This window comes from Streptosporangium sp. NPDC050148 (assembly GCF_055586505.1).
On the sequence record NZ_JBVJIA010000036.1, the window covers coordinates 58498 to 79865 of the forward strand.

25 protein-coding genes are annotated in these 21368 nt (G+C 71.3%); 16 read left to right on the top strand and 9 right to left on the bottom strand.

Translation table 11 applies throughout. From position 1 onward, the window contains the following. Positions 1-275: 275 nt before the first annotated feature. The 7 genes from aspS (at position 276) to ACZ6RT_RS31005 (ending at position 7632) form a co-directional block, all read left to right on the top strand. Positions 276-1580, top strand: coding sequence for an aspartate--tRNA(Asn) ligase (gene aspS / locus ACZ6RT_RS30975; RefSeq protein WP_470157430.1), 1305 nt, complete (start codon positions 276-278; stop codon positions 1578-1580). A 287-nt stretch (positions 1581-1867) separates the two neighbouring features. After that, positions 1868-2260 carry a GntR family transcriptional regulator gene (locus ACZ6RT_RS30980; protein WP_399192359.1) on the top strand — a complete coding sequence of 131 codons (393 nt, stop codon included), beginning with the start codon at positions 1868-1870 and terminating at the stop codon, positions 2258-2260. Then, positions 2257-3147 carry an ABC transporter ATP-binding protein gene (locus tag ACZ6RT_RS30985; RefSeq protein ID WP_470157431.1) on the top strand — a complete coding sequence of 297 codons (891 nt, stop codon included), beginning with the start codon at positions 2257-2259 and terminating at the stop codon, positions 3145-3147. Before ACZ6RT_RS30980 ends, ACZ6RT_RS30985 begins: the two co-directional genes overlap by 4 nt. Further along, positions 3144-4193 (top strand): ABC transporter permease, encoded by a 1050-nt coding sequence (locus ACZ6RT_RS30990; protein ID WP_470157432.1) that lies wholly within the window; start codon positions 3144-3146, stop codon positions 4191-4193. Before ACZ6RT_RS30985 ends, ACZ6RT_RS30990 begins: the two co-directional genes overlap by 4 nt. Next, complete coding sequence (locus tag ACZ6RT_RS30995) at positions 4190-5662, top strand: S41 family peptidase (protein ID WP_470157433.1); 1473 nt, start codon at positions 4190-4192, stop codon at positions 5660-5662. Before ACZ6RT_RS30990 ends, ACZ6RT_RS30995 begins: the two co-directional genes overlap by 4 nt. Positions 5663-5675: 13 nt before the next feature. Further along, positions 5676-6830: an alpha/beta hydrolase family protein gene (locus ACZ6RT_RS31000; protein ID WP_470157434.1), complete on the top strand. Its 1155-nt coding sequence runs from the start codon at positions 5676-5678 to the stop codon at positions 6828-6830. A 274-nt stretch (positions 6831-7104) separates the two neighbouring features. Next, positions 7105-7632 carry a hypothetical protein gene (locus ACZ6RT_RS31005; RefSeq protein ID WP_399192349.1) on the top strand — a complete coding sequence of 176 codons (528 nt, stop codon included), beginning with the start codon at positions 7105-7107 and terminating at the stop codon, positions 7630-7632. A gap of 110 nt (positions 7633-7742) precedes the next feature. On the opposite strand, the gene ACZ6RT_RS31010 is transcribed toward ACZ6RT_RS31005, so the two are convergent. The 4 genes from ACZ6RT_RS31010 to ACZ6RT_RS31025 all read right to left on the bottom strand — a co-directional run bounded on the left by ACZ6RT_RS31010 (position 7743) and on the right by ACZ6RT_RS31025 (position 11073). Further along, the gene (locus tag ACZ6RT_RS31010) at positions 7743-7883 is read right to left on the bottom strand and encodes a hypothetical protein (protein WP_399192347.1); all 141 of its coding nucleotides are present in this window, start codon (positions 7881-7883) and stop codon (positions 7743-7745) included. A 233-nt stretch (positions 7884-8116) separates the two neighbouring features. Then, the gene (locus ACZ6RT_RS31015) at positions 8117-8866 is read right to left on the bottom strand and encodes an SDR family oxidoreductase (RefSeq protein WP_470157435.1); all 750 of its coding nucleotides are present in this window, start codon (positions 8864-8866) and stop codon (positions 8117-8119) included. A 209-nt stretch (positions 8867-9075) separates the two neighbouring features. After that, entirely contained in the window at positions 9076-9807 is a 732-nt protein-coding gene (locus tag ACZ6RT_RS31020) for a DUF4331 family protein (protein WP_470157436.1), read from the bottom strand. A 93-nt stretch (positions 9808-9900) separates the two neighbouring features. Then, the gene (locus tag ACZ6RT_RS31025; protein WP_470157452.1) at positions 9901-11073 is read right to left on the bottom strand and encodes an MFS transporter; all 1173 of its coding nucleotides are present in this window, start codon (positions 11071-11073) and stop codon (positions 9901-9903) included. Positions 11074-11269: 196 nt separating this feature from the next. Here ACZ6RT_RS31025 and ACZ6RT_RS31030 point away from each other — a divergent pair, with 196 nt between their 5' ends. Together ACZ6RT_RS31030 and ACZ6RT_RS31035 are read left to right on the top strand one after the other, a co-directional pair. Next, a complete protein-coding gene (locus ACZ6RT_RS31030; protein ID WP_399192339.1) occupies positions 11270-12247 on the top strand; it encodes an ArsR/SmtB family transcription factor in 978 nt (325 codons plus the stop codon). 354 nt (positions 12248-12601) lie between these two features. Then, on the top strand, positions 12602-13606 hold the full coding sequence (locus ACZ6RT_RS31035; RefSeq protein ID WP_470157437.1) for an endo alpha-1,4 polygalactosaminidase: 1005 nt from the start codon (positions 12602-12604) through the stop codon (positions 13604-13606). Between the two features lie 120 nt (positions 13607-13726). Here the strand turns inward: ACZ6RT_RS31035 and ACZ6RT_RS31040 are convergent, their stop codons facing one another. Further along, on the bottom strand, positions 13727-14347 hold the full coding sequence (locus ACZ6RT_RS31040) for a TetR/AcrR family transcriptional regulator (protein WP_470157438.1): 621 nt from the start codon (positions 14345-14347) through the stop codon (positions 13727-13729). 102 nt (positions 14348-14449) lie between these two features. Between ACZ6RT_RS31040 and ACZ6RT_RS31045 the strand changes: the two genes are divergently transcribed. The 4 genes from ACZ6RT_RS31045 (at position 14450) to ACZ6RT_RS31060 (ending at position 17041) form a co-directional block, all read left to right on the top strand. Beyond that, positions 14450-14836, top strand: coding sequence for a DUF4267 domain-containing protein (locus ACZ6RT_RS31045; RefSeq protein WP_470157439.1), 387 nt, complete (start codon positions 14450-14452; stop codon positions 14834-14836). Between the two features lie 367 nt (positions 14837-15203). Further along, complete coding sequence (locus ACZ6RT_RS31050; RefSeq protein WP_470157440.1) at positions 15204-15641, top strand: MarR family winged helix-turn-helix transcriptional regulator; 438 nt, start codon at positions 15204-15206, stop codon at positions 15639-15641. A gap of 125 nt (positions 15642-15766) precedes the next feature. Continuing rightward, entirely contained in the window at positions 15767-16144 is a 378-nt protein-coding gene (locus ACZ6RT_RS31055) for a Rid family detoxifying hydrolase (RefSeq protein WP_470157441.1), read from the top strand. Positions 16145-16147: 3 nt separating this feature from the next. Continuing rightward, positions 16148-17041 carry a PhzF family phenazine biosynthesis protein gene (locus tag ACZ6RT_RS31060; protein ID WP_470157442.1) on the top strand — a complete coding sequence of 298 codons (894 nt, stop codon included), beginning with the start codon at positions 16148-16150 and terminating at the stop codon, positions 17039-17041. A 52-nt stretch (positions 17042-17093) separates the two neighbouring features. On the opposite strand, the gene ACZ6RT_RS31065 is transcribed toward ACZ6RT_RS31060, so the two are convergent. The 3 genes from ACZ6RT_RS31065 to ACZ6RT_RS31075 form a co-directional block, all read right to left on the bottom strand. Further along, positions 17094-17585 (bottom strand): SRPBCC family protein, encoded by a 492-nt coding sequence (locus tag ACZ6RT_RS31065; RefSeq protein WP_470157443.1) that lies wholly within the window; start codon positions 17583-17585, stop codon positions 17094-17096. A gap of 99 nt (positions 17586-17684) precedes the next feature. Continuing rightward, a complete protein-coding gene (locus ACZ6RT_RS31070; protein ID WP_399192324.1) occupies positions 17685-18329 on the bottom strand; it encodes an SRPBCC family protein in 645 nt (214 codons plus the stop codon). Between the two features lies 1 nt (position 18330). Continuing rightward, positions 18331-18738 carry an ArsR/SmtB family transcription factor gene (locus ACZ6RT_RS31075; protein WP_470157444.1) on the bottom strand — a complete coding sequence of 136 codons (408 nt, stop codon included), beginning with the start codon at positions 18736-18738 and terminating at the stop codon, positions 18331-18333. Between the two features lie 270 nt (positions 18739-19008). Here ACZ6RT_RS31075 and ACZ6RT_RS31080 point away from each other — a divergent pair, with 270 nt between their 5' ends. From ACZ6RT_RS31080 to ACZ6RT_RS31090, 3 genes are all read left to right on the top strand, one after another. Beyond that, positions 19009-19797, top strand: coding sequence for a MerR family transcriptional regulator (locus tag ACZ6RT_RS31080; protein ID WP_470157445.1), 789 nt, complete (start codon positions 19009-19011; stop codon positions 19795-19797). Positions 19798-19980: 183 nt separating this feature from the next. Next, complete coding sequence (locus ACZ6RT_RS31085; RefSeq protein WP_470157446.1) at positions 19981-20148, top strand: hypothetical protein; 168 nt, start codon at positions 19981-19983, stop codon at positions 20146-20148. Further along, positions 20145-20942 carry an alpha/beta fold hydrolase gene (locus ACZ6RT_RS31090; RefSeq protein ID WP_470157447.1) on the top strand — a complete coding sequence of 266 codons (798 nt, stop codon included), beginning with the start codon at positions 20145-20147 and terminating at the stop codon, positions 20940-20942. The genes ACZ6RT_RS31085 and ACZ6RT_RS31090 overlap by 4 nt, the downstream gene beginning before the upstream one ends. Positions 20943-21099: 157 nt before the next feature. On the opposite strand, the gene ACZ6RT_RS31095 is transcribed toward ACZ6RT_RS31090, so the two are convergent. Further along, a partial coding sequence (locus ACZ6RT_RS31095) for a transposase (protein ID WP_470157448.1) occupies positions 21100-21368 on the bottom strand: 269 nt, incomplete at its 5' end.

The window sequence follows — 21368 nt, forward strand, 5'->3', positions numbered from 1 at the left end:
AGCGACGACGGAGCCGAGTAGCGCCTCGACCACCGGAGTCGGAGAGAGCCGCCGGAAGCTGCGAAGGCGGACTCCGGCCGGGGCGTGAAGACCCTCCTGAGCTGCGGGGAAGAACGGCCTCCGGGCCAAGTAGAGTCCCGCCGTCTCGCCCACGTCACGGGTTCAGAGGCCGTGCCGTCCCCGTGACGGCACGGTGAAGGTGTGGTGGCACCGCGAGGATCCCGCTCGCCCGCACCTCTCAGGGGACGCGTTGCGAACCAGAGGAGGTCGCCACCATGCAACGCATCCTGTCCACAGCCCTGCCCGCGCACATCGGCGAGACCGTACGGCTCGCGGGCTGGGTCCATCGCCGCCGGTCACTGAAGTCGGTCGCCTTCCTGATCCTGCGCGACGCCGCCGGACTGGCCCAGGTCGTCGTGTCCGAGCAGGCGGCCCGCGCCCGCCTGGAGGAACTGCCGGAGGAGACCACGGTCCGCGTCGTCGGCACGGTCACCGCCAACGCGTCCGCGCCGGGCGGCGTCGAGGTCACCTCACCGGTGATCGAGGCACTGGGCGACCCGGCGGAACCGCCCCCGTTCGACCTGTACCGGCCCGACCTGAACGTGAGCCTGCCGGTGCTGCTCGACCACGCGCCGGTCGCGTTGCGTCACCCGAAGCTCGCCGCCGTCCACCGCGTCGGGGCGGCCGCGGTCGCCGGGTTCCGTACGGCACTGGAGGCGATGTCGTTCGTCGAGATCCACACCCCGAAGATCGTGGGCACGGCCACCGAGAGCGGCGCGAACGTCTTCGAGCTCGACTACTTCGGCCGCCCGGCCTACCTGGCGCAGTCGCCCCAGCTCTACAAACAGATCATGGTCGGGGTGTTCGAACGGGTCTACGAGGTCGGCCCGGTCTTCCGCGCCGAACCCAGCGACACCGCCCGTCACCTGGCCTCCTACACCTCGCTGGACGCCGAGATGGGCTTCGTCGACGACCACCGCGACGTCGTCGCCGCCTGTCACGCCACGGTCGGGGGGATGCTGACCGCCATCCGCGACCTCGCCGGCCCCTCGCTGGACCTGCTGGGCGTCACCATGCCCGCGCTGCCGCGCGAGCCCCTGGTGGTGCACTTCTCCGACGTCCTGGAGATGATCGGCACGGCGACCGGGCAGGACCTGAGCGCCGAACCCGACCTGGCGCCCGCGCACGAGCGCCGGCTCGGGGAGTGGGCCCTGCGCGAGCACGGCTCGGACTTCGTGTTCGTCGAGGGGTACCCCACCGCGCACCGCGCGTTCTACACCCACCCCGACCCGGCACGGCCCGGGTACTCGCGCGCCATCGACCTGATATTCCGCGGCCTGGAACTGGTCAGCGGCGGCCAGCGGCTGCACCGGTACGGCGACTACGTGCGGGCACTGACCGCGCGGGGCGAGAGCGACCTGTCGGCGTACGCCGGATACCTCGACGCGATGCGCCACGGCATGCCTCCGCACGGGGGGTTCGCGTTCGGGCTTGAGCGGTTCCTGGCGCGCCTGCTGGACGTGCCGAACATCCGCCAGGTCACGCTGTTCCCCCGGGACCTGCACCGGCTGTCGCCGTGACCGCGTCCGGTGGAGCCGGCCGTGCCAGCTCCACCGGACCTCCCGCCCCCCGTGGCGGCCCCGCGCCGCCCGGGTGACTCCTTCGCGAGCCCGTACCCGTCCCACCGTGGCCGCCGACGGCACGCCGCGCGTGTTCCCGATGCCGTTCCGCCGGACGGGCACCGAGATCGCGGTGTCCACGTTCGCCGGAGCGCGCAAGATCGCCGCTCGGACGGTTCCGGTTTCCTTATCGATTCCCTACATGCAAAGACCTAAAGTACTAGGACACTAGATGTATGGGAGAACCGGTGATCGATTTCCATCTGGACGCGAAGTCCGGCGTGTCGCCGTACCTGCAGCTGGTCCAGCAGGTACGGCACGCGCTGAGGCTCGGTCTGCTGCGTGAGGGTGATCAGCTGCCGACCGTCAAGGAGGTGGTGGCGCAGCTGGCGATCAACCCCAACACCGTCCTGAAGGCCTACCGGGAACTCGAGCACGAGGGCCTGGCCGCGGCGCGGCCCGGGGTGGGGACGTTCGTGACGGCGACCCTCACCGACACCTCGCTGGCCGCGCACGGCCCGCTGCGGCTGGAGCTGCGGCGCTGGCTGGCCAAGGCCCGCCGGGCCGGTCTCGACGACGAGAGCATCGAGGCCCTCTTCACGACCACCTTTCGGACCACCGCTCAGGAGGACATAGCGTGACCGCTGTTGTGGAGGCCCGGGCACTGGGCAAGAGGTACGGCAGGCGCTGGGCGCTGAGCGAGTGCACGATCGACATTCCGGCGGGCCATGTCGTCGGGCTGGTGGGTCCCAACGGGGCCGGCAAGACCACGTTGCTGAAGCTGGCCGGGGGTCAGCTGGAGCCGACGGCGGGCGGCATCAGCGTGCTCGGCGGCCGTCCGGGGAGCACTCCCGCGCAGCTGGCCCGGGTCGGCTTCGTCGCCCAGGACACCCCCGTCTACGCCGCGCTGACCGTGGCCGAGCACCTGCGGTTAGGGGCCCGGCTCAACCCCGGCTGGGACGAGGCCCTGGCGCGGGACCGGATCGCGCGGCTCGATCTCGATCCCGCTCATCGGGCGGGCCGGTTGTCGGGCGGTCAGCGCGCCCAGCTCGCCCTCACCCTGGGCCTGGCCAAGCGGCCCGAGCTGCTGATCCTGGACGAGCCCGTCGCCTCGCTCGACCCGCTGGCCCGCCGCGAGTTCATGCAGGGGCTGATGGAGGCCGTCGCCGAGCACGAGCTCAGCGTCGTGCTCTCCTCCCACCTGATCTCCGACCTGGAACGGGTCTGCGACTTCCTGGTCGTCCTCGTCGACTCGCGCGTGCAGGTCGCCGGGGAGGTCGACGGGCTGCTGGGCACCCACCACCGGCTCACCGGCCCGCGCCGCGACCCCGACCGCCTGCCCGCCGACCAGTACGTGATCTCCGCGCGCCACACCGACCGGCAGAGCACGTACGTGGTCCGTACCGACTCCCCGATCCACGACCCCGCCTGGACGGTCACCCCGCTCGGCCTGGAGGACCTCGTCCTGGCCTACATGGACAGGCGGCCCGCCGAGGGCCGGCGCGTCACCCTGGAGGTGCAGCGATGATCTGGCTGACCTGGCGCCAGTTCCGCGGCTCGGCCGCGATGACGGCCGCCGTCCTCGTCGTCCTCGCCACCGTCCTGACCCTGACCGGCCCGGACCTGGCCTCCCGCTACACCGCCGGGATCACCGCCTGCACCAGGGACGACACCTGCGCCCGCTTCTACGACCGCTTCTTCGACGACCATCAGCTGTCCTTCATGGCCGTCACCCTCCTCGTGCTGGTCCTGCCGGCGTTGATCGGGCTGTTCTGGGGGGCTCCGCTGGTCACCCGTGAGCTGGAGGCGGGCACGCACCTGCTGGTGTGGAACCAGAGCGTCACCCGCGGCCGCTGGCTGGCGGTCAAGCTCGGGCTCATCGGCCTGGCGGCCGTGATCGCCGCCGGTGCGTGCGGTCTGGTGGTGACCTGGTGGTCCGATCCCTTGGACAGGTCGGCCGTGCCGGAGCTGGCGATGATGGCCCCGCTGGTGTTCGGCGCGCGCGGCATCGCCCCGATGGGGTACGCGGCCTTCGCCTTCGTCCTGGGGGTGACCGTGGGCATGCTGGTGCGCCGCACGCTGCCGGCCATGGCCCTGACCCTGGCCGTCTTCGCCGTGATCCAGCTCGCCGTGCCGCTGCTGGTCCGTCCCCACCTGATGCCCCCGGTCACCGGCACCTTCGAGATCAGCGAGGCGAACACGGACGGCATCGGCATAAGCGGGGAGACAGGGTCCGCGCACATCATGCTCAGGGCGGCCGTTCCCGGACACGCCGGCGCCTGGGCCCTGTCCCACGAGCTCCTCGACCCCTCCGGGCGCACGATCGCCGGCATCGGCCAGGAGGGCACCGTCAAGATCTCCACCACGTCGGGACCCTGCGCGCCGATGGCGGGGCCACCGAAGATGGGCGCGTGCCTGGCCGAGATCAGCGGCCTCGGCTACCGGCAGCGGGTGACCTACCATCCGCTGGAGCGCTTCTGGGCCTTCCAGTGGATCGAGACCGGGATCTACGCCCTGCTCACCGCCGTCCTCACCTGGTTGAGCTTCCGGTGGATCCGAAGGCGCCTGTCATGACCGCCGCCAGGACCGCCGGGGTCGCCGCCAGGACCACCGTCAGGACCGTGACCGCCGGCCTCGCCCTGCTGACGGTGGCGGCCTGCACGGCGCCGGAGCCGCCGCGCGTCCAGGCGGGCACGGTGGCCGGTACGGCCTGCGCACCGCCTCAGGGTCCTCCCGAGGCGGAGAAGGCCACCACGATCGACGTCGTCGAGCAGGCGTACCTCTGCATTCTCGGCAGGTACTACAGCGGTGCGACGCTGGACGCCCGCTCGCTGCTGACCGCCGGATTCGCCGCCCTGACGCGGGAGCTCGACCGCAGCGGACGCGACATGCCCGAGGCGGTCATGCCCGCGCTGACCGGCGACCGCGGAGCCGACTGGGCCGCCTTCGAGACCGCCTACCGGAAGATCGTCGATCGGGTGCCCGACCTGCGCGACAGGCTGGCCGTCGTCACCCTCGAGGCCATGGTGGCCGGCCTGGGTGACAACCACGCCCGCTGGGCGCACGACGTCAGGCGGCCGCCCGGCCACTACGACGGCGACGGCTACGGCCTGGGCCTGCAGGCGAACGTCACCGGCCCGCAGGCGACCGGCGCCCCCGGCGCGGCCCTGCCCCCGCTCTTCGTCACCGCCGTGCAGGGCGGCGCCGCGCGGGCCGCGGGCCTGCGCCCGGGGGACGTCATCGAGTCGATCAACGGCTCCGCGCCCTTCGTCGACGACAGGGCCGGCCCCGCCGTCGCCGCCCTCTACCCGCGCTATCCGGAGGCGCGGCCGGTCCGGCTGCGGCTGCTGCGGCAGTCCATCGGCCGCCGCTGGAACGTCACGCTCAGGCCAGGCCTCTTCCCCCGGGACCCGGCCGACCTGCGGGTGGTGCGATCGGAACTGCTGGACGACGACAACGGTGACGGCGCCGGCGGCGTCGCCTACGTGCGGATGACCGGATTCGCGCCCGACTCCGCGAACCGGGTCTTCAAGGCCGTCTCCAGGCTGCGCACCGGCCGGACGCTCTCCGGCCTCGTGCTGGACCTGCGCGGCAACGGCGGCGGCAGCCCCGCGGAGGCGACCCGGCTGGTGAGCGCGTTCGCCCGCGGCAAGGTCACCGCCTACCAGTGCACCGCCGACGGCAGGTGCGAGGCCATGCGGACCGACGAGACCGTCGAACCGATCGGCCTGCCGCTGGTGGTGCTCATCGACCATGACTGCGCCTCGGCGTGCGAGCACTTCAGCTCCGCCATCAAGGACCTGCGCGCCGGCCGACTGGTCGGCACCAGGACCGCCGGCGTGATCTCCGGCCCGGCGCAGGGGTACCTGCTCGCCGACAACACCTTCCTGAGCCTCCCCGCCAGGCACCACCTCGGGCCGAACCGCGAGGTGATCGACCGGATCGGCGTGCCGCCCGACCACCGCGTGCCCCTGACCCCGAAGGACGCGGCCGCCGGACGCGACCCCGCACTGGCCAAGGCCCTGACCCTGCTGCGCACGTGAACGGACCCCCTCCATGAGACAGCTCCTGGCCCTCGCCGCGGGACTGGCCGTCCTGGCCGCGTCCGCCTGCTCCGCGCCCGCACCGCCCCGCTCCGCCGCGCCGTCGCCCACACCGGCCGGCCCCGCCGTCCTGCCCGCCCCCACCGGCCCCCATCCGGTCGGCACCACCGCCCTCTACCTTGAGGACGCCTCCCGCCCCGACCCCTGGGACCCCGACGCCGGTGCCCGGCGGCTCAAGGTCACCCTGTGGTATCCGGCCGGGCGGCGGGACGGGCCGCGGGCGCCGTACATGACACCGAAGGAGTCGGAGCTCCTCCTGAAGGGCTCCAGGGTCGCGAGCGCGCCGTACGACACGCTGAGCAGGACCCGGACCAACGCCGTCGAGGACGCCGGACCCGCGGGGAGAAGGCTGCCGCTGGTGGTGCTCTCCCCCGGTTTCACCAAGCCGGTGAGCAGCCTCACCTCCCTGGCCGAGGACCTGGCCGGTCGCGGGTACGTCGTGGCCGGGATCGACCACACCCACGAGAGTTACGCCACGACCTTCCCCGGTGGGCGGGTCGCCGAGTGCATCGCCTGCGACAGCGACGGCGACCCGGGCTTCGGCGCGGGAGTGGTCCAGGGCCGGGCGGCCGACGTCTCCTTCGTGCTGGACCGGTTGCCGTCGGAGTGGGACGGTTCCGCCGTGATCGACCGCTCCAGGGTCGCGATGGTGGGCCAGTCGATGGGCGGGGCCGCCGCCGTGGCGGCCATGGTGAAGGACGCGCGCGTGCGCGCCGGGATCGACATGGACGGCACCACCTACGCTCGCATCCCCAAGGGCGGCCTCTCCCGGCCGTTCATGTTCCTGGGGTCGCCGGCGCACGTCCCGGGCGGTCGCGACACCTCCTGGGACCGCGACTGGAGGCTGCTGACCGGGTGGAAGCGCTGGCTGGTGCTCTCGGGCGCGGAACACCAGTCCTTCACCGACCTGCCGCTGCTGTCGGGCGCCCTGGGCATCAGGCCCGTTCGCGGCGTCATGCCCGCGGCGCGTGCGGCCGAGCTCACCCGCACGTACGTGGCGGCCTTCCTCGACCGGCACCTGAGGTCGCGGCCACAGCCCCTCCTGGAGAAGCCGTCGCCGCGCCACCCCGAGGTCGGGTTCTGCCCCGCGGCGTGCGGCCGCCCCTGAGGCCGGCCGCCGTTCACCCGCCGTCGTTCACCCGCCGTCGTTCAGCCGGCGGCCGGGCGCGGCTCCGTCCGGCCCCCGACGGCCGCGGGGACGGACGCCCGGAGGGCACGGCCCGCGAGCGTGGTCGTTGTTCGCGGGCCGGTCGGGGCGTCATCCGTCAGGTGACGAGCGACCGCCGCGAGCGGCTGATACTCGTTTGCAGTGGGCGATCAACCCGGTTGAAAGCGGTGCATCACAGACTGTGGGCACAGCAGCCGGAAAGGAACCCCCTCCCATGACGACGACCCGCTCCCTGACAGGACTCGCCCTCGCCGCCGCCCTCGTCGCGATCGCCCCGGCGACCGCACAGGCGGCCACCGCTCCGGCCGCCGTTCCGGCTGCCGCGGACCCCGCGGCCGGGCAGAGCGCCACCCAGGGCACCACCCGGTGGGGCACCTACTACGCTCCCGGCCGCAGGGCCAGGACGCACGGCTCCCTGACGGTCTCGGGTGAGGACCACGCGGTCCTCCCGGTCGCCGCGAACAGCAGGATCTCCGGCAAGGTCTACGACCTGACCCGCAACGCCTCCTCCTGCGGCTGGGCGGTCTTCCGCCTCACCTACCGCAGCGCCGACGGCAAGAACCTGCCGTTCAAGCACCGCAGCGTCATCGACTGCTCCTACGGCACCCCGAAGTCGTTCGCCTTCACCCAGCACGACCTCTACCAGGCCGAGCTGAAGGTCTGCTCGGAGCCCAAGGCCTCCAAGCCCTCGCTGAACTGCCTGTACGCGGGCACCTGGAAGGTCCTCTACACCTCGAAGTGAACCACGGCCGGTGGGCCCACCCGGGGGCGGGCCCACCGGGGCGGGGCTCTCCGGCCGGGTCCCGGGTCCCGCAACGGGCGCGGATGTCACGGCCGGCCTCCCGCGCCCGGCTACACCTTTCCGGCGGTGTGCAGCAGTTCGGTGCCCAGCGCGTCGAGCCAGCAGGCGGTGCCCTGCTCGCGCCAGGCGGGCTCCTCCCGGCCGTCGAGGAACGTCGCCTGCTCGGTGAGCAGCAGCCGGGTACCACCCACCTCTCCTCATGGACGGAGCATCCTCACTTGCGACGCCCCAAACACCATGAGTTGATCACGACCGATATGGCCCTGCCCTGCGGGCCATGCCTGCGGGATTTCCGTCCGCCGAGCAGCGGGCCGCAGGAACGTCGCAACCAAGATCTTTCTCAGCGCCGACGGCTGTCCGCCGGTTCCTCGACCCCGGAGCAACCGATGTGGCCACCGGCAGTTCCGGCGGGTTGGGTGAGTGGTCAGATCTGGTTGAGGCCGCCGTCTACGAACAGCTCGATGCCGGTGACGAAGCTGCCCTGGTCGGAGGCGAGGAAGAGGGCGGCGGCCGCAGCCTCTTCCGGGCGGCCCATCCGGCCCAGGGGCACGACGCCTGCGAGGTGACCCTTGAGCCGTTCGGCCTGCTCCTGGTCGGCGGCCAGGCCGGTGATGCCGGGAGTGTCGATGGGTCCGAGTACGAGGGTGTTCACCCTGATCGCACGACCTCTGAGCTCATTGGCCCAGGTGCGGGCGAAGGAGCGGACGGCAGCCTTGGAGGCGGCGTAGACGCCGAAGGCCTCCTCGCCTTTGGTGGCGGCGGTGGAGCCGGTGAGGATCACCGAGGCACCGTCATCGAGCAGCGGCAGCGCCTTCTGGACGGTGAACAGCGTCCCTTTGACGTTGGTGTCGAAGGTCGTGTCGAAATGCTGCTCGGTGACCTGCTCCAAACTGGAGAATTCGCCACCGCCGGCGTTGGCGAACAGCACGTCGATGCGGCGACCCTGTTCGGCGACGGCCGCGTAGATCCGGTCGAGGTCGGCGAGGTCGGAAACGTCGCCGCATACACCGGTGACGTTCGCGCCGATCTCGCCGACCGCCGCGTCGAGCGCCTCCTGGCGGCGGCCGGTGATGAACACATAGGCACCCTCGGCCGCGAACCGGCGCGCAGAGGCCAGGCCGATACCACTGTTGGCGCCGGTGACGACGGCGGTCCTGCCCTCGAGCTGCCCCATGGCTTTTCTCCTGTTCGTACCACTGAACCCTTTTCATCCCTGCCGGGAGAGGCGCCGATCACACGCCCCTGGACCGGGCACGGTCATCCGCAGCCGGAACCTGCTCGACGAGCGAGATCTCCCGTCGAACACGCCTCCGGCACGATCATCGTCAGCCACGGCGCCGGCGACTCCGCCGAGGCCGGGCGGACCGGCGCGCACGTCGCACGTCAGGAGGCGGCCGCAGGGTGCGGGTCGCCGAGGTAGGGGAACCGCTCCAGGATGTCGGCGTGCGGCGTCAGCCCGGTGGGCGGGGCCTCGTTCCTGGTGAGGAACGCGACGCGGATGTCGATGACGTCTTCCACGAATGTCCGGCCGTTGGGGTACGCGGCCGGCTTGGACGGGTCGAAGCGCAGTACGTCCGGCAGGAGACCGTGCTGGTCGAGCGCGGCGATCGCCTCCTCGCGCGAGTAGCCGCCGGTGTGGCCCAGCAGGTGGACGAACTGGTCTGTCCACCTGCTCCGGTCGTTGACCGGCTCACTGGCGTTGTACTCCTCCTTCGTGTCGTCGGTGTTGAAGAAACTGCTCATCGACGGGTGTCCGGCTCGGTCGGCGTGGACGAGTTCGCCGTCGCGCAGAACGCTGCACCGGCCCCAGATGTGCAGCTCGCGGTCGGGCGCCAGCTCCGCGAGCGGCAGTTCGACGGCCATGGAGAAGACGTTGGCCGTGCTGTTGGAGTCGACGCCGGTCCACGGGGACTCCCCGTCCAGGTGCGGTGCGGTGAAATTCCGGTTGCCGCTGGTGTCGAACAGATTCTTGATTCCGTCGAAGTCGAAGAAGAAGGCGTCACTGCGGCTCCCGGCGGCCACCTTGTAACCGCCGCTGCCGACCACGTCGAGCGGTGCATCGGCGAGCCGATCTCGCTGTGCCCGGTCGCAGGCCCGGTCCGTGATCGCCGTCATGTGATCCCCTTCGCGCGCAAGGGGGAGGTGGAATGTCTTCCCGCCGCTCACCTGCGGTAATCCCACGGGGCAGAACCGGAGCGGCCCAGCCGATCACGCGGCCGGCACCGAGGGCGGGGCCGACCTCGTACGACCCAGGTGCCGGGCCAGGGCCAGTCCCGGAAGCAGGGCCGCCAGCGCGCACACGCCCGGCCAGCCGGCGTGCCCGTAGGCGCCCGTCCCCAGCCACGACCCCGCGGCGCCCCCGGCGTAGGCGCACGTCATGTACGCGGTGTTGAGCCTGCTGCGCGCCTCGGGACGCAGGCCGTAGACGCGGACCTGGTTGGCCACCATCCCGGACTGCATGGCCACGTCCAGCAGCAGGGTCCCCAGCACCAGCCCCGCCAGGCCCGCCGCCCCGCCGAGACCACCGGCCGCCAGCACGAGCGCCGAGACGACCGCCCCCGCGAGGCAGACGAGGTTGACCGCGTCGGGCCCCCGGCGATCCACCTGGCGCCCGGCGAACGGCGTGCACAGCATCGTGCCCGCGTTGACCAGGGCGAGCGCCCCGACCGCGGAGGCGCCCAGGCCGTACACCGGACCGCTCAGCAGCAGCGCGACCGCCGTCCAGACCGCCGAGAAGGCCCCGAAGACCGCGGCCTGGTACAGGCAGGAGCGGCGCAGCTCCGGCTCGGCGCGCAGCAGGCGCAGCGACTCGGCCACCAGCGCCGGGTACCGCTGCGCCGACGGCGGGACCGTCTCCGGCAGCGCCCGCGCCAGCAGGAACGCCACGCCCAGGACCAGGACCGCGGACACCAGGTACGGTGCGCGCCAGCCCGGCCACTCCCCCAGGACCCCGCCGAGCGCGCGCGAGAGCAGCATGCCGCCGATCGACCCGCTCAGCAGCGTGCCGGCGACCACTCCGCGCCGGTCCGCGCTCACCAGACCGGCCGCCATCGGGCCGATGATCGGCGCGACGACGGTCGTGAGACCGATCACCACGCTCGCCGCGAGCAGTACCCCCAGCGTGGGCGCCGTGCCCGCGGCCAGCAGGGCCGCCCCGGTCAGGACCAGCAGCGTGACGATCAACCGGCGGTGCGGGAGCCGGTCGCCGAGCGGGACCAGCAGGAAGATCCCGGCGGCGTACCCGGCCTGTGTCGCGGTCACCACCGGCGCCGCGGCCTGGGCGGTGACGTCCAGGCCGGCGGCCAGGGAGGGGACGACCGCCTGGGGGAAGTAGACGTTGCCGACGGCCACCCCGCAGGTGAGGGCCAGCAGGAAGATCACCGGCAAGGTTCCGCCCCCCGGCCCACCGGCGACGCGAGGGACCCGGCCCCGAAGGAGAAGGACGCCCCGTGACCCGCGGGTGAGGACCGTGCCGCGCGCGTGACGATCGCCGCGCGCCGTTCAGAAGCCGTGTGTTCCATACGGTGAAGTCCACGCCCGTGAGGCCCGGCCGCCAATCGATGTAGCGTGGAGCTTAATGATCAGTTTCGAGCTCGGCGTCGAGGACCTCGCGGACACGCGGTTCGCCCTCTCCGGCCTGAACGAGACCGTGTACAGCCTGCGGGTGCTGCGCGACCCCGGCCTGCACGCGCTGCACCTGCCCTGGCGCGGCTCCGTTCTCGGCCGCCTCGACCCGCGTGACGCCGACCGGCTGGTCGCCCTGGTGGGAAGAAGGCTCGCCCTCCCGGACTTCCTCACCCCCCGGCCGACGGCCTTCGCCACCCCGATGACCGAGGCGATGTCCCTGGTACGCGGCACGCCCCCGTGGATCGTCCGCCGGGATCTGGAGGCCGCGCTGATCGAGGGGCCGATCCCCGCCGACGACGCCTCCGCCGCCCGGTTCCGCGACGACACCTGTGACCTGCTGCAGCGCTACTGGGAGCTGGCCGTCGAACCGGTGTGGCCGCGGATGCGGCTGGTGCTGGAGGCCGACATGACCTACCGGGCGCGGCGGCTGGCCGTGGGCGGCGCCCGGCTGCTGTTCGCCGACATGCACCCGAACCTGCGCTGGCACGAGGGGGTGCTGCACATCGACAAGATGATCGGCCGGCACCGGGTGGCCGCGTCCGGGCGGGGACTGCTGCTGATGCCCTCGGTGTTCGCCCACAAGCCCGCGCCGCCGGTCAGCCCCGAGGAGCCGCCTCTGCTGACCTACCCCAGCCGCGCGGTGGCCACCCTGTGGAGCCCGGCCCCGTCCCCGGACGCGACGGCCCTGACCGCGCTGCTCGGCGCGCCCCGCGCGGCGCTGCTCGGCCTGCTGGCGGAACCGGCGCCGACGGTGGAGCTCGCCCGCCGCCTGGGGGTGACCCCCAGCGCCGTCTCCCAGCACCTGCGCGTGCTGTACGCCACCGGCCTGGTCACCCGGGCCCGCGACGGGCGGCACGTCCTGTACCGGCGCACTCCCCTGGGCGACCGGCTCGCCGTCCCGCCCGGAGGCCGGCCCGCGGCCCCCTGACCGGTGCCCGCCTTGCCGGTCCCGGGGCCGGAACCGGTCACGCGCCGGGCCGTGGCGCTGCGACCGGAGGAGGGAGTAAGGGCGGTCGGTGGCGGTGAGTAGTGGTTGATCATCATTGTGAGATATGTCCCTTGGGGTGTTCCCGCAGCGGCTACCTTCGTCGTGATCAACACGGCCGGGACGGCACCGGCGGTCGCGTGGGGCGCGACCGGCCCGCCGGAAGCCGGGCCCCCGCGCTCCGGGCGGACGCCCGGGGCGAGGGACGGCCGGGCGCCCGGCCCGTTCGAGTCCGGATCCATACGAGGGGAAACAGGGGACGCCGATCGCGTCCCCTGTGGACAGGGAGCACGAGCGGTGAGAACACACAGCGGCCGGCCGGCGCGATCCGGGTGGGCCTCATGGGCGGCCGTCCTGGTCGCGGCCACGATGACGCTCACGCCGGCCGCCCCGGCGGGCGCGAGCGCGTCTGCGGACGCCGACAGGACCCCGGCGACGAAGAGCACGACCACCACGAAGAGCATGAAGGCCGCAAGGACCGGGAAGGCCGCGGACGTGTGGCGTCCCGCACCCGGGACGACCTGGCAGTGGCAGATCACCGACGAGGTGACCGCGCCCTTCAAGAACGTCACCATGTACGACATCGACCTGCAGGACGCCGTGCCCTCGGCGCGCACCAGGACGATCCCCGGTTTCGGCACCGTCACCTGGCCCAGGGGCGACAACGCCGGGATCGTCGACCGGCTGCACGCCGCCGGGAAGATCGTGATCTGCTACCTGGACACCGGCGCCTACGAGGCCTACCGGCCGGACGCGAGGCTCTTCCCGCGCGCGGTCATCGGCAACAACACCGGGTGGGAGGAGGAGAACTGGCTGGACATCCGTCCCTCCTCGTGGAGCGCCTTCGCGCCGATCATGTGGTCGCGGCTGGACGTGGCCAAGGAGATCGGCTGTGACGGCGTCGAGCCGGACCAGAACAATCCGCTGGGCAACGACCCCGGCTTCCCGATCACGGCGGCGCACCAGAAGGCCTGGTACCTGGAGGTGGCCCGCCAGGCGCACGAGCGCGGCCTGTCGGTCGGCATGAAGAACGGTGTCGAGGTCATCGACGACGACACCGTGGCCGCCTTCGACTGGGCGCTGAACGAGGAGTGCCACTACTACGAGGAGTGCGACACGACCACGCCGTTCATCGAGGCGGGCAAGGCCGTCTTCCAGACCGAGTACGTCGACGTCTGGAAGAGCGAGGGCGTGAACACCCCGGCGAAGGTGGCGGCGCGGGTCTGCCCCTCCGCGCGCGCCGACCGCTTCTCGACGATCATCAAGAACGAGGTGCCGGACGCGCTGTTCCTGGCCTGCTGAACCCGGCCCGTCACCGAGCCCGCGACCGAGCCCGGCGGTGGCGGGCGAGCCGGTGGGAGGACGCGGTCGCGCGTCCTCCCGTTCGGTCGGGGCCCCCTGCGGAGAAGCCGACGGCTCGGCTCAGGTCCTCGGCCCTTCACCTGCCTCCTGTGGCGTGGCCGGTCCACCCGGTGTGCCGGCGATCCGTGTGACGAGGAAGTCGAGCCGCTCCGTCTGGCCGTTCGGGGGGATGCGCCCGCTGTCCGACAGGGCGGCCATGCCGTGCAGCGCGCTCCAGGTGACCTCGGCGAACAGCTCGCGCCGCGGGTCGTCCGGGTCGAAGCAGCTCACGAACTCGTTGAAGGCGGTGCGCAGCGGGGGCGGCGTCTCGGCGTGCGCGAACTTCACATCGGTCGGCAGGACGAACATGGCCTGGTAGAGGGCGGGCTGCTCGGTCGCGAACGCCAGGTAGGCCTGGCAGACGGCGTGCAGTGCCTGAGGCGGCTCGGCGGCGGCCAGCCGGGCACGGCGCAGACGGTCCGCGAGTTCACCGAAGCCTTCGATGGCGACGGCGCGCAGGATGGCGTCCTTCCCGTCGAAGTGGCTGTAGAGCACGGGCTGGCTGTACTCGACCCGCTCGGCCAGCCTTCGTGTCGTCACCGCCTCCCACCCCTCGGCCTCGGCCAGTTCACGGGCGGCCGTGATGATCAGCTGATGGCGTTGGGCGCGTTCACGTTCGCGGCGTTTGGTGATGACGGACATGACGACATCATAGCAACGATAGACATCATGTCCATGATAGGAATATCGTCGCCTTAATAACTAGCGCCGCTAGAAAGCGGTGTTCCTGTCGAGAGGGACCTCATGCTCAGCACCATCGCCACCATCACGACCGTGCTCGCCGGACTGATCGGCGCAGGCGTCATCGTCATGGGCGCCCGCGCCTTGTGGGCACCGCAGGCCGCGGCCGGCTTCGGCATCCCCGACACACCGACCGAGGACGGCACCTTCCGCGCCTGGCTGGCCGTCAAGGCCGTGCGCGACATCGCCGCTGGGCTTCTCATCCTCGTCGTGCTGGTCGGCGGGACGACCCACCTGCTGGGCTGGGTCGTGCTGGCCGCCGCCTTCATACCCGTCGGCGACGCGATGATCGTGCTGCGCAGCAACGGGCCCAAGGCGGCCGCCTACGGCGTCCACGGCGTCACGGCGGCGGTGATGCTGGTGATCGGCGTGCTCCTGCTCCTCGCCTGACCACCGGGCGGTGGAGCACGACTCGCCGCGGTCGTCGTTCCGGCCGGCGCAGGGGTACCCGGCGTCGGGGCGGGTGATCCGCCCCGGTGTGGTCGACGTGCTCGAGCGGGTGGCCACGGCGCGGGATCGGGCCTCGGCGGAGACGTGGACGCGGGTGGAGCGCCAGCTTCAGGCGGGGCATCGGCGGATCGGGCCCGACGGATTGAGCCCGACAGGTTGCCGGTGGCGGATCCCTACCCCGGCCGCGCCCCGTCGGCCCCGCCGGCCTGTCCGGCGACCGGGCCGACACGGGCCGGCGGGGCGTTCGCAGGTGTCCGGTGTGCCCACGGGGTTCCCCGGACCCGATGCGTGTATATACACTCTTCTGGTGGAACCAGCAGAGTCCTCATGTGTGTGCACCTCACTGCGGATGGCCACCAGGTCGGTCAACCGGTTGTACGACCACGCGCTCTCCGGGGTCGGGATACGGGTGACCGGCTACAGCATCTTGTCCCGCCTGGCGGAGGAGGGCCCGTTGTCCATCAGCCGGCTGGCCGACCGGCTGGCGATGGAGCGCACCACCTGCACCCGCGAGGTGGCTCCTCTCCTGGACGCCGGGCTGGTCGAAACGACCACGGGCTCTGATCGACGTGTCCGGATCCTTCGACTGACCGAGTCCGGAGCACGGAAACGCGCGGAGGCGTATCCGCTGTGGGAAGGGGTGCAGAGAAGGCTCGCCAACGATTTCGGTGACGGCGACATCACCGCCCTGCTCGAGCGGCTGCGTCGGTTGCAGGCCAGCAGCAACCGCCTGTCCCAGCCCTGATCCGCCGTCCTGCCGTCCGGTGACATCGAAACGGTGCCACCGCGAACCACCGTGCACCGGCCGCGTCGACCATCCGGTGCGCGGGTGGAAACAGGTTCGTCGACCCATCGGAAGGAACCACGACCATGACACGCAACGCGATCACCACCGACGAGCTCCCCGCACCGGTGGGCCCGTTCTCGGTGGCCGTGCACGGTGACAACCTCCTGTTCGTCAGCGGGCAGGTGGCCCAGGACCCGGCCACCGGCAAGCTGATCGACGGTGACACCGGACGGCAGACCGAGCAGATCCTGGCCAACCTCGCGATCGTGTTGGCGGCTGCCGGCAAGAACCTCGGGGACGTGGTCCGCGTCGGCGTCTATCTGACGGACATGACCGACTTCGCCGCGATGAACGACGTGTACGGCAGGCACTTCACCGCCCCGTATCCCGCCCGCACCACCATCGGCGTTGCGGCGCTACCTCTTGGTGCGGCGGTCGAGATCGACGTGGTGGTGGCCTGAAACATGGCTTACCACTTCGCCCTGGTGGACGTGTTCAGCGATCGGCCGTTCGGCGGAAACCAGCTGGCGGTGTTCCCGGACGCCGAGGGCATCGGCGAGCAGACCATGCAGCAACTGGCGCGGGAGTTCAACTTCTCCGAAACCACCTTCGTTCTGCCGCCCCGCGACCCCACCCGCAGCTTCCGCGTCAGAATCTTCACACCGGACCAGGAACTGCCGTTCGCCGGCCATCCGACCGTCGGCACGGCCGCCGTTCTGGCCGGCTCCGGGCCGGCCCGGCAGACGTTCGTCTTCGAGGAAGGTGTCGGCCCGGTCACCGTCACCGTCGAAGGAGGGATGATCCGGCTGCATCTGCAGGACCCGGTGTGCGAAACCACCGACGAAGCGCCACCGGCCACGGCCGTGGCCAGGGCCCTCGCACTGCCCGAAGAGGCCATCGTCGACAGCTGGTACGCCGGCATCGGTCTGAGGTTCTGTTTCGTCCGGCTGACCGGCCGGGAGTCGGTCGACCAGGCCCGGCTCGACCGGACGGCGTGGGAAGCCGCGATCGCTGAACGCTGGTCACCGCACCTGTACGTCTTCGCCGGCGACCTCCGCGACGGCGCCCACGTGTACTCCCGCTTCTTCGCGCTGGCGGTAGGTGTCGACGAGGATCCCGCCACCGGTTCGGCAGCCGCTTCCCTGGTCGCCGACCTCGCCCAGCGGTCGCCCGGCCGGCACGGAACCTACCGCCTGCGGATCAGCCAGGGCGTGGCCATGGGCCGCCCCAGCACCCTGCAGGGCACCGCACACAAGGAGAACGGCCTGCTGACGCAGGTCATCGTCGGGGGAAACGCGGTCGTCGTCGGCAGCGGCACCATGGACCTCCCGGCGGAAGCGGTGCGAGGCGCGCGATGATCTCCGACGAGTACGGCGACCGGTCCGTACCCGCCTGGCCGCGTACGGCGGATCAGTCCGTCGCTTCGCGGACGTCCTTTCCCTGCTCGGCGAACGCCTTGAAGTCCTGCATGTGCTGTTGCGACTGCTTGCGGAAGGCGCCGGGCATCACAAGTCCCACCAGCTTCATCGCGAAGCCGCTGAACCGGTATTCGTTCTCGCTCTCCCACAGTGTCGTCTCCGGGCCGGCTTCGGTCAGCCGTTCGCGCACGGCGCTCCACATGCCCTCGCCGACGATCTCGCGGTCGAAGTGAACGACGCTCGTTCTCGGGATCCGGCGCAGGTCTGCCGGTTCCCGGCGTGTGATGGTCTCGATGCACTCGAACTTCCGCCCGCCCGTCTGCAGCACGACCCGTGACGTGGTGCCGAGCTGCCCGTGCTCCCCGCTCAGCGGCTCGTGCAGCACCAGGCCCCGCAGCCATTTCGGCAGGTGTGCCGGGTCGGAGAGCAGCTGGACCGTCTTCTCCCGCGGCAGGGCGATCTCGATGGAGACGGTGTATCTCATGGGCGCATCGTTCTTTTCCTTGTTCTCATCGTGGGTGCGAGCATTCTCGTCGTGGGGGCGAGCGCCGAGGGCGCCGGTCGGCCCACCGCAGCAGGGACGTCAGGCCGGGTCGGGTGCGTAGAACCTGGTGGTGGCCTCGACTGCGGCCGCGACCTGCTCCGGTTCGCCACCGGCGGCCAGATGAGCCCGGCCCCAGGCTGCGGCGCTGCGCCGGCTGAACTCGCGTCCTTCGGGCGACTTCTCGAACTCCTCGTGGCCGGCGATCTCACCACCGGCCAGGAACCGGGCCAGGGTGAGCAGGGCCAGGTCCCAGCCGACGCCGCCGGCGCCCGGGCCGTAGGTGGGGAAGGAGGGCTCCTCGATGGACGCCGCGTGGATCAGCTCGAGCTCCGTGTCGCCGGCGGGACCCGGGACCAGGCGCACCTCCACCTCGCTCGTGCCGGGCCAGGCGTCGGCGTCCGGTCCGTAGAGCCAGGACACCTTGAGCAGGCGCGGCGGCTCGCACCGGAGGATGTCGCCGTGCTCACCACCGTCCAACTCGAACTTCCCGCCGGGCCGAAGGTCCCCGGTGACCGGCTTCAACCAGCGGCGCAGCCGCTCGGGGTCGGTGATGGCGTCCCAGACGTCGTCGATCTCCGCGTCGTATCGACGCCGCAACTCCACGGTGTACGCCTCGCCGGCGGGCACTCTGCCGTTGCCCATCGCCCGGTGCACGGCGGCCAGCTCGTCCAGTACGTCTTTCATGTCATCCTCCGTCGGTGGTGGATCGGTTCTCCCCGCATCGGTGCCGGCCCCGGCCTGCCGGGGCGGGTTCCCCACCGGCCCGGGGAAGGCGTGCACGTCTGCCCCGGGCCAGCTCGGTCCCCAGGGCGTCGAGGCGTTGTTCCCAGGACCGGCGAAACCGGTCCAGCCACGCGTCGACCTCGCTCAGCGGCGCGGGCTCGACAGCGTAGAACCGCCGGGCGCCCTCGGCCCGCACCGACGCGAACCCGCTGTCACGCAGCACACGCAGATGCTGGGAGACGGCGGGCTGGGAGATGGCGAACTCCGCCCGGACGACGTCCGTGATCGCCCCGGAGGTCCGCTCACCGTCGGCGAGCAGCTCCAGAATGCGCCGGCGTACGGGGTCGCCGAGGATGTCGAACGCGTGCACGACGGAGATCGTACCGGTTCACACTTATATAAGTAAAGAATGATATGTACGCCGCGCCGGCTCGTGTCCGCCCGCCATCGCCGCCGGACACACGAATCCGCCGGCGGACTTGACCCTGACGCTGCGTCAACCCTGCATGCTGGCTGTCATGAGCATCCCGCGATGTGGTGGGTCATCGTTGCCACCTGTTCGCCACCCTCTCCTACCGTCGCAGGATCTCCTGAGCCGGCGCCGACCGGGCCCAGGCGAAGTTGAGAGCAGGATCAGAGCATGCTGACCATCGGTCAATTGGCGGCGTATACCGGCGTCACGGTGCGGGCGGTGCGGCACTATCACCAGATCGGACTCCTGCCCGAAGCGGACCGGGATGCCTCGGGCTACCGGCGCTACGGCGTTAAGGCGGTCGTGTCGCTCATCAAGATCCGAACCCTCGCCAACGCCGGCGTGCCGCTGTCTCAGATCGGCCAGATGCTCCAAGCCGACGCATCGACCTTTGCCGAAGCAGTCCAACGGATCGACAGTCACCTGCACGACGAGATCGAACGGCTTGAGACCAGCCGCAAGCAGATCGCGCAGCTCACCGCCGGGGACAGTCTGGCGCTCCCACCGGAGGTGATCTCCTACCTCGATCTGCTTCGGGAGATCGGGGTGGGAGAGCGGATGGTGGAGGCGGAGCGGGACGGGTGGATCCTGGTTGTCGCTGCCTCCTGGCCCGAAGACATCTCCGCGGTCATGGCCGCAAAATTCGCGCAGCTCGATGACCCGCAACTCGTTCGGCTCTACCGGATCCTGTCGGAAATCATCGAAGACGACGACGCAGGCGACGACGACCCGCGTCTGGCGGAAGCCGCCGATGTCATGGCCGGCCTGGCCGAGCAGGCATACACCTCCGGCGAGATCGACCCCGACGAGGTCGCGCACGACGACCTACCGGTCGACCTTCTGGACGCACTCGCCGTCGAGTCCGACCCGCGGGTGGAGCGGCTGCTGGACCTGATGCGCGAGCGCGGCTGGGCCGGTTGGCACCGGATGGAGCGGCTGGCGGAGCCCCCCGACTGACCTGCGGGCGTCGTTTCACACCTGGACGTCCACCACTCATGTCGGCGGTCGACGGGGTGCGGGACCAGGCTGGTGGAACGCGGTGCGAGGCCGACGTCGCCCCGAGACAGCTCGACCTGACCCGGCTCAAGCCCGCACAGCTCGAGGCGCTCGTGGAGCACCTCTGGCGGGCCCGGCCATCCGATGGTCCACCTCAACGGCGCCCATGCCGACCGGTCGCACTGGCGGCGCATCATCGCCGGCCTCGGCAGCGCCTACCGGCACATCACCTACGACGAGCGCCCCGTCCGGGATCCGGTCACCGGCACCAGCCACCGTTCCCTGTTCACTTCTGAGAAAGGAAGATCATGACCATCGAGCGATCCCCCTGGACCGGCATGGTCCCGGTAGACGATACGGCCTTGGCCGTCACCGACACCGCCGGCGACGGTGTCCCCGTGATCTACCTCAACGGCCACGCCGCCGTTCAGCGGCAATGGCGGCGCGTCCTTGCCGAGCTGGGGACCCAGTGGCGGCATATCACCTACGACATGCGGGGGCGCGGTAGGTCGAAGCGTTCGGCGGATTATTCGTTCGAGACGAACATCCGAGATGTCGATGCTGTCCTCGCAGCCCGGGGTGTGGAGCGGGCGGTGGTGGTGGGCTGGTCCTATGGAGCGTTCGTCGCGGCGCACTGGGCCGGCCGGAACCCGGCCCGTACCGTGGGCGCGGTCTTGGTGGAGGGCGCGCAGCCCTACGACTGGTTCGACGAGTCCATGGAACCGGGGATGCGCAAGATATGGAAGCGGATCTGGTGGCCCATGCAGCTGCTGCGCCCGTTCGGTATGGCTCCACGGATGACCGGCGACCAGCTGGCAGACAGCAACATCGAGGTCGGCAAGATCGCCCGCGAGCGTGACCTGGGCCCCGTGCTGGACAGCATCACCGTCCCGGCACGCTACGTGGTCGCTTCCGGGGAGTCCTTCGGAAGCCAGGGCGGGCACGAACGGATACGCGCCGGTCTCCCTGCGGTGACCGCCCGCAATCCGAACATCCGGATCAGCGCGAAAGTCGCCAGCAACCACGGTTCGATCCTGCGTAAGGACTATCGCGCCATCGCCGAGGCCGTACGTGAGGTCGCCGCCCTCGGCCACGAGGGGAACTGAACACGCCGCCGTCACGGTGGACCCCGCAGGGGAGAATCCTGACAGCCGTCGGCGCAAGGCCAGAGGTCTGCACGCCCTCTCCCTCCACCGTCTCCACCGTGTCCCCGCCGTCGGGCAGGTCGGGGATCTCGCCGAACCGGCGCAGGCCTTAGAGCTGCTAACGCAATGAGTTGAGGCGACGCCAGCAGATCAGGGCACAGCCGAGGCTGAGGAAGGCTTCGTGGATGTCGTCGCGGACTTCCCAGCGGATGCGCAACCGGCGGAAGTGGTGCAGCAGGGCGAAGGCCTTTTCCACGACCCAGCGTTGTTTTCCCAGGCCAGAACCGTGCTTGGTGCCGCGTCGGGCGATCAGCGGGCGGATGCCCAGGACGCGGACCTGCTTGCGGTACTTGTCGTGGTCGTAGCCGCGGTCGGCCAGGACGACGT

Coding starts and splice junctions, on each gene's coding strand:
- aspS (WP_470157430.1), top strand. CDS start 276: ATGCAACGCATCCTGTCCACAGCCCTGCCCGCGCACATCGGCGAGACC.
- ACZ6RT_RS30990 (WP_470157432.1), top strand. CDS start 3,144: ATGATCTGGCTGACCTGGCGCCAGTTCCGCGGCTCGGCCGCGATGACG.
- ACZ6RT_RS30995 (WP_470157433.1), top strand. CDS start 4,190: ATGACCGCCGCCAGGACCGCCGGGGTCGCCGCCAGGACCACCGTCAGG.
- ACZ6RT_RS31000 (WP_470157434.1), top strand. CDS start 5,676: ATGAGACAGCTCCTGGCCCTCGCCGCGGGACTGGCCGTCCTGGCCGCG.
- ACZ6RT_RS31005 (WP_399192349.1), top strand. CDS start 7,105: ATGACGACGACCCGCTCCCTGACAGGACTCGCCCTCGCCGCCGCCCTC.
- ACZ6RT_RS31015 (WP_470157435.1), bottom strand. CDS start 8,866: ATGGGGCAGCTCGAGGGCAGGACCGCCGTCGTCACCGGCGCCAACAGT.
- ACZ6RT_RS31020 (WP_470157436.1), bottom strand. CDS start 9,807: ATGACGGCGATCACGGACCGGGCCTGCGACCGGGCACAGCGAGATCGG.
- ACZ6RT_RS31030 (WP_399192339.1), top strand. CDS start 11,270: ATGATCAGTTTCGAGCTCGGCGTCGAGGACCTCGCGGACACGCGGTTC.
- ACZ6RT_RS31040 (WP_470157438.1), bottom strand. CDS start 14,347: ATGTCCGTCATCACCAAACGCCGCGAACGTGAACGCGCCCAACGCCAT.
- ACZ6RT_RS31045 (WP_470157439.1), top strand. CDS start 14,450: ATGCTCAGCACCATCGCCACCATCACGACCGTGCTCGCCGGACTGATC.
- ACZ6RT_RS31055 (WP_470157441.1), top strand. CDS start 15,767: ATGACACGCAACGCGATCACCACCGACGAGCTCCCCGCACCGGTGGGC.
- ACZ6RT_RS31060 (WP_470157442.1), top strand. CDS start 16,148: ATGGCTTACCACTTCGCCCTGGTGGACGTGTTCAGCGATCGGCCGTTC.
- ACZ6RT_RS31065 (WP_470157443.1), bottom strand. CDS start 17,585: ATGAGATACACCGTCTCCATCGAGATCGCCCTGCCGCGGGAGAAGACG.
- ACZ6RT_RS31070 (WP_399192324.1), bottom strand. CDS start 18,329: ATGAAAGACGTACTGGACGAGCTGGCCGCCGTGCACCGGGCGATGGGC.
- ACZ6RT_RS31080 (WP_470157445.1), top strand. CDS start 19,009: ATGCTGACCATCGGTCAATTGGCGGCGTATACCGGCGTCACGGTGCGG.
- ACZ6RT_RS31085 (WP_470157446.1), top strand. CDS start 19,981: ATGGTCCACCTCAACGGCGCCCATGCCGACCGGTCGCACTGGCGGCGC.
- ACZ6RT_RS31090 (WP_470157447.1), top strand. CDS start 20,145: ATGACCATCGAGCGATCCCCCTGGACCGGCATGGTCCCGGTAGACGAT.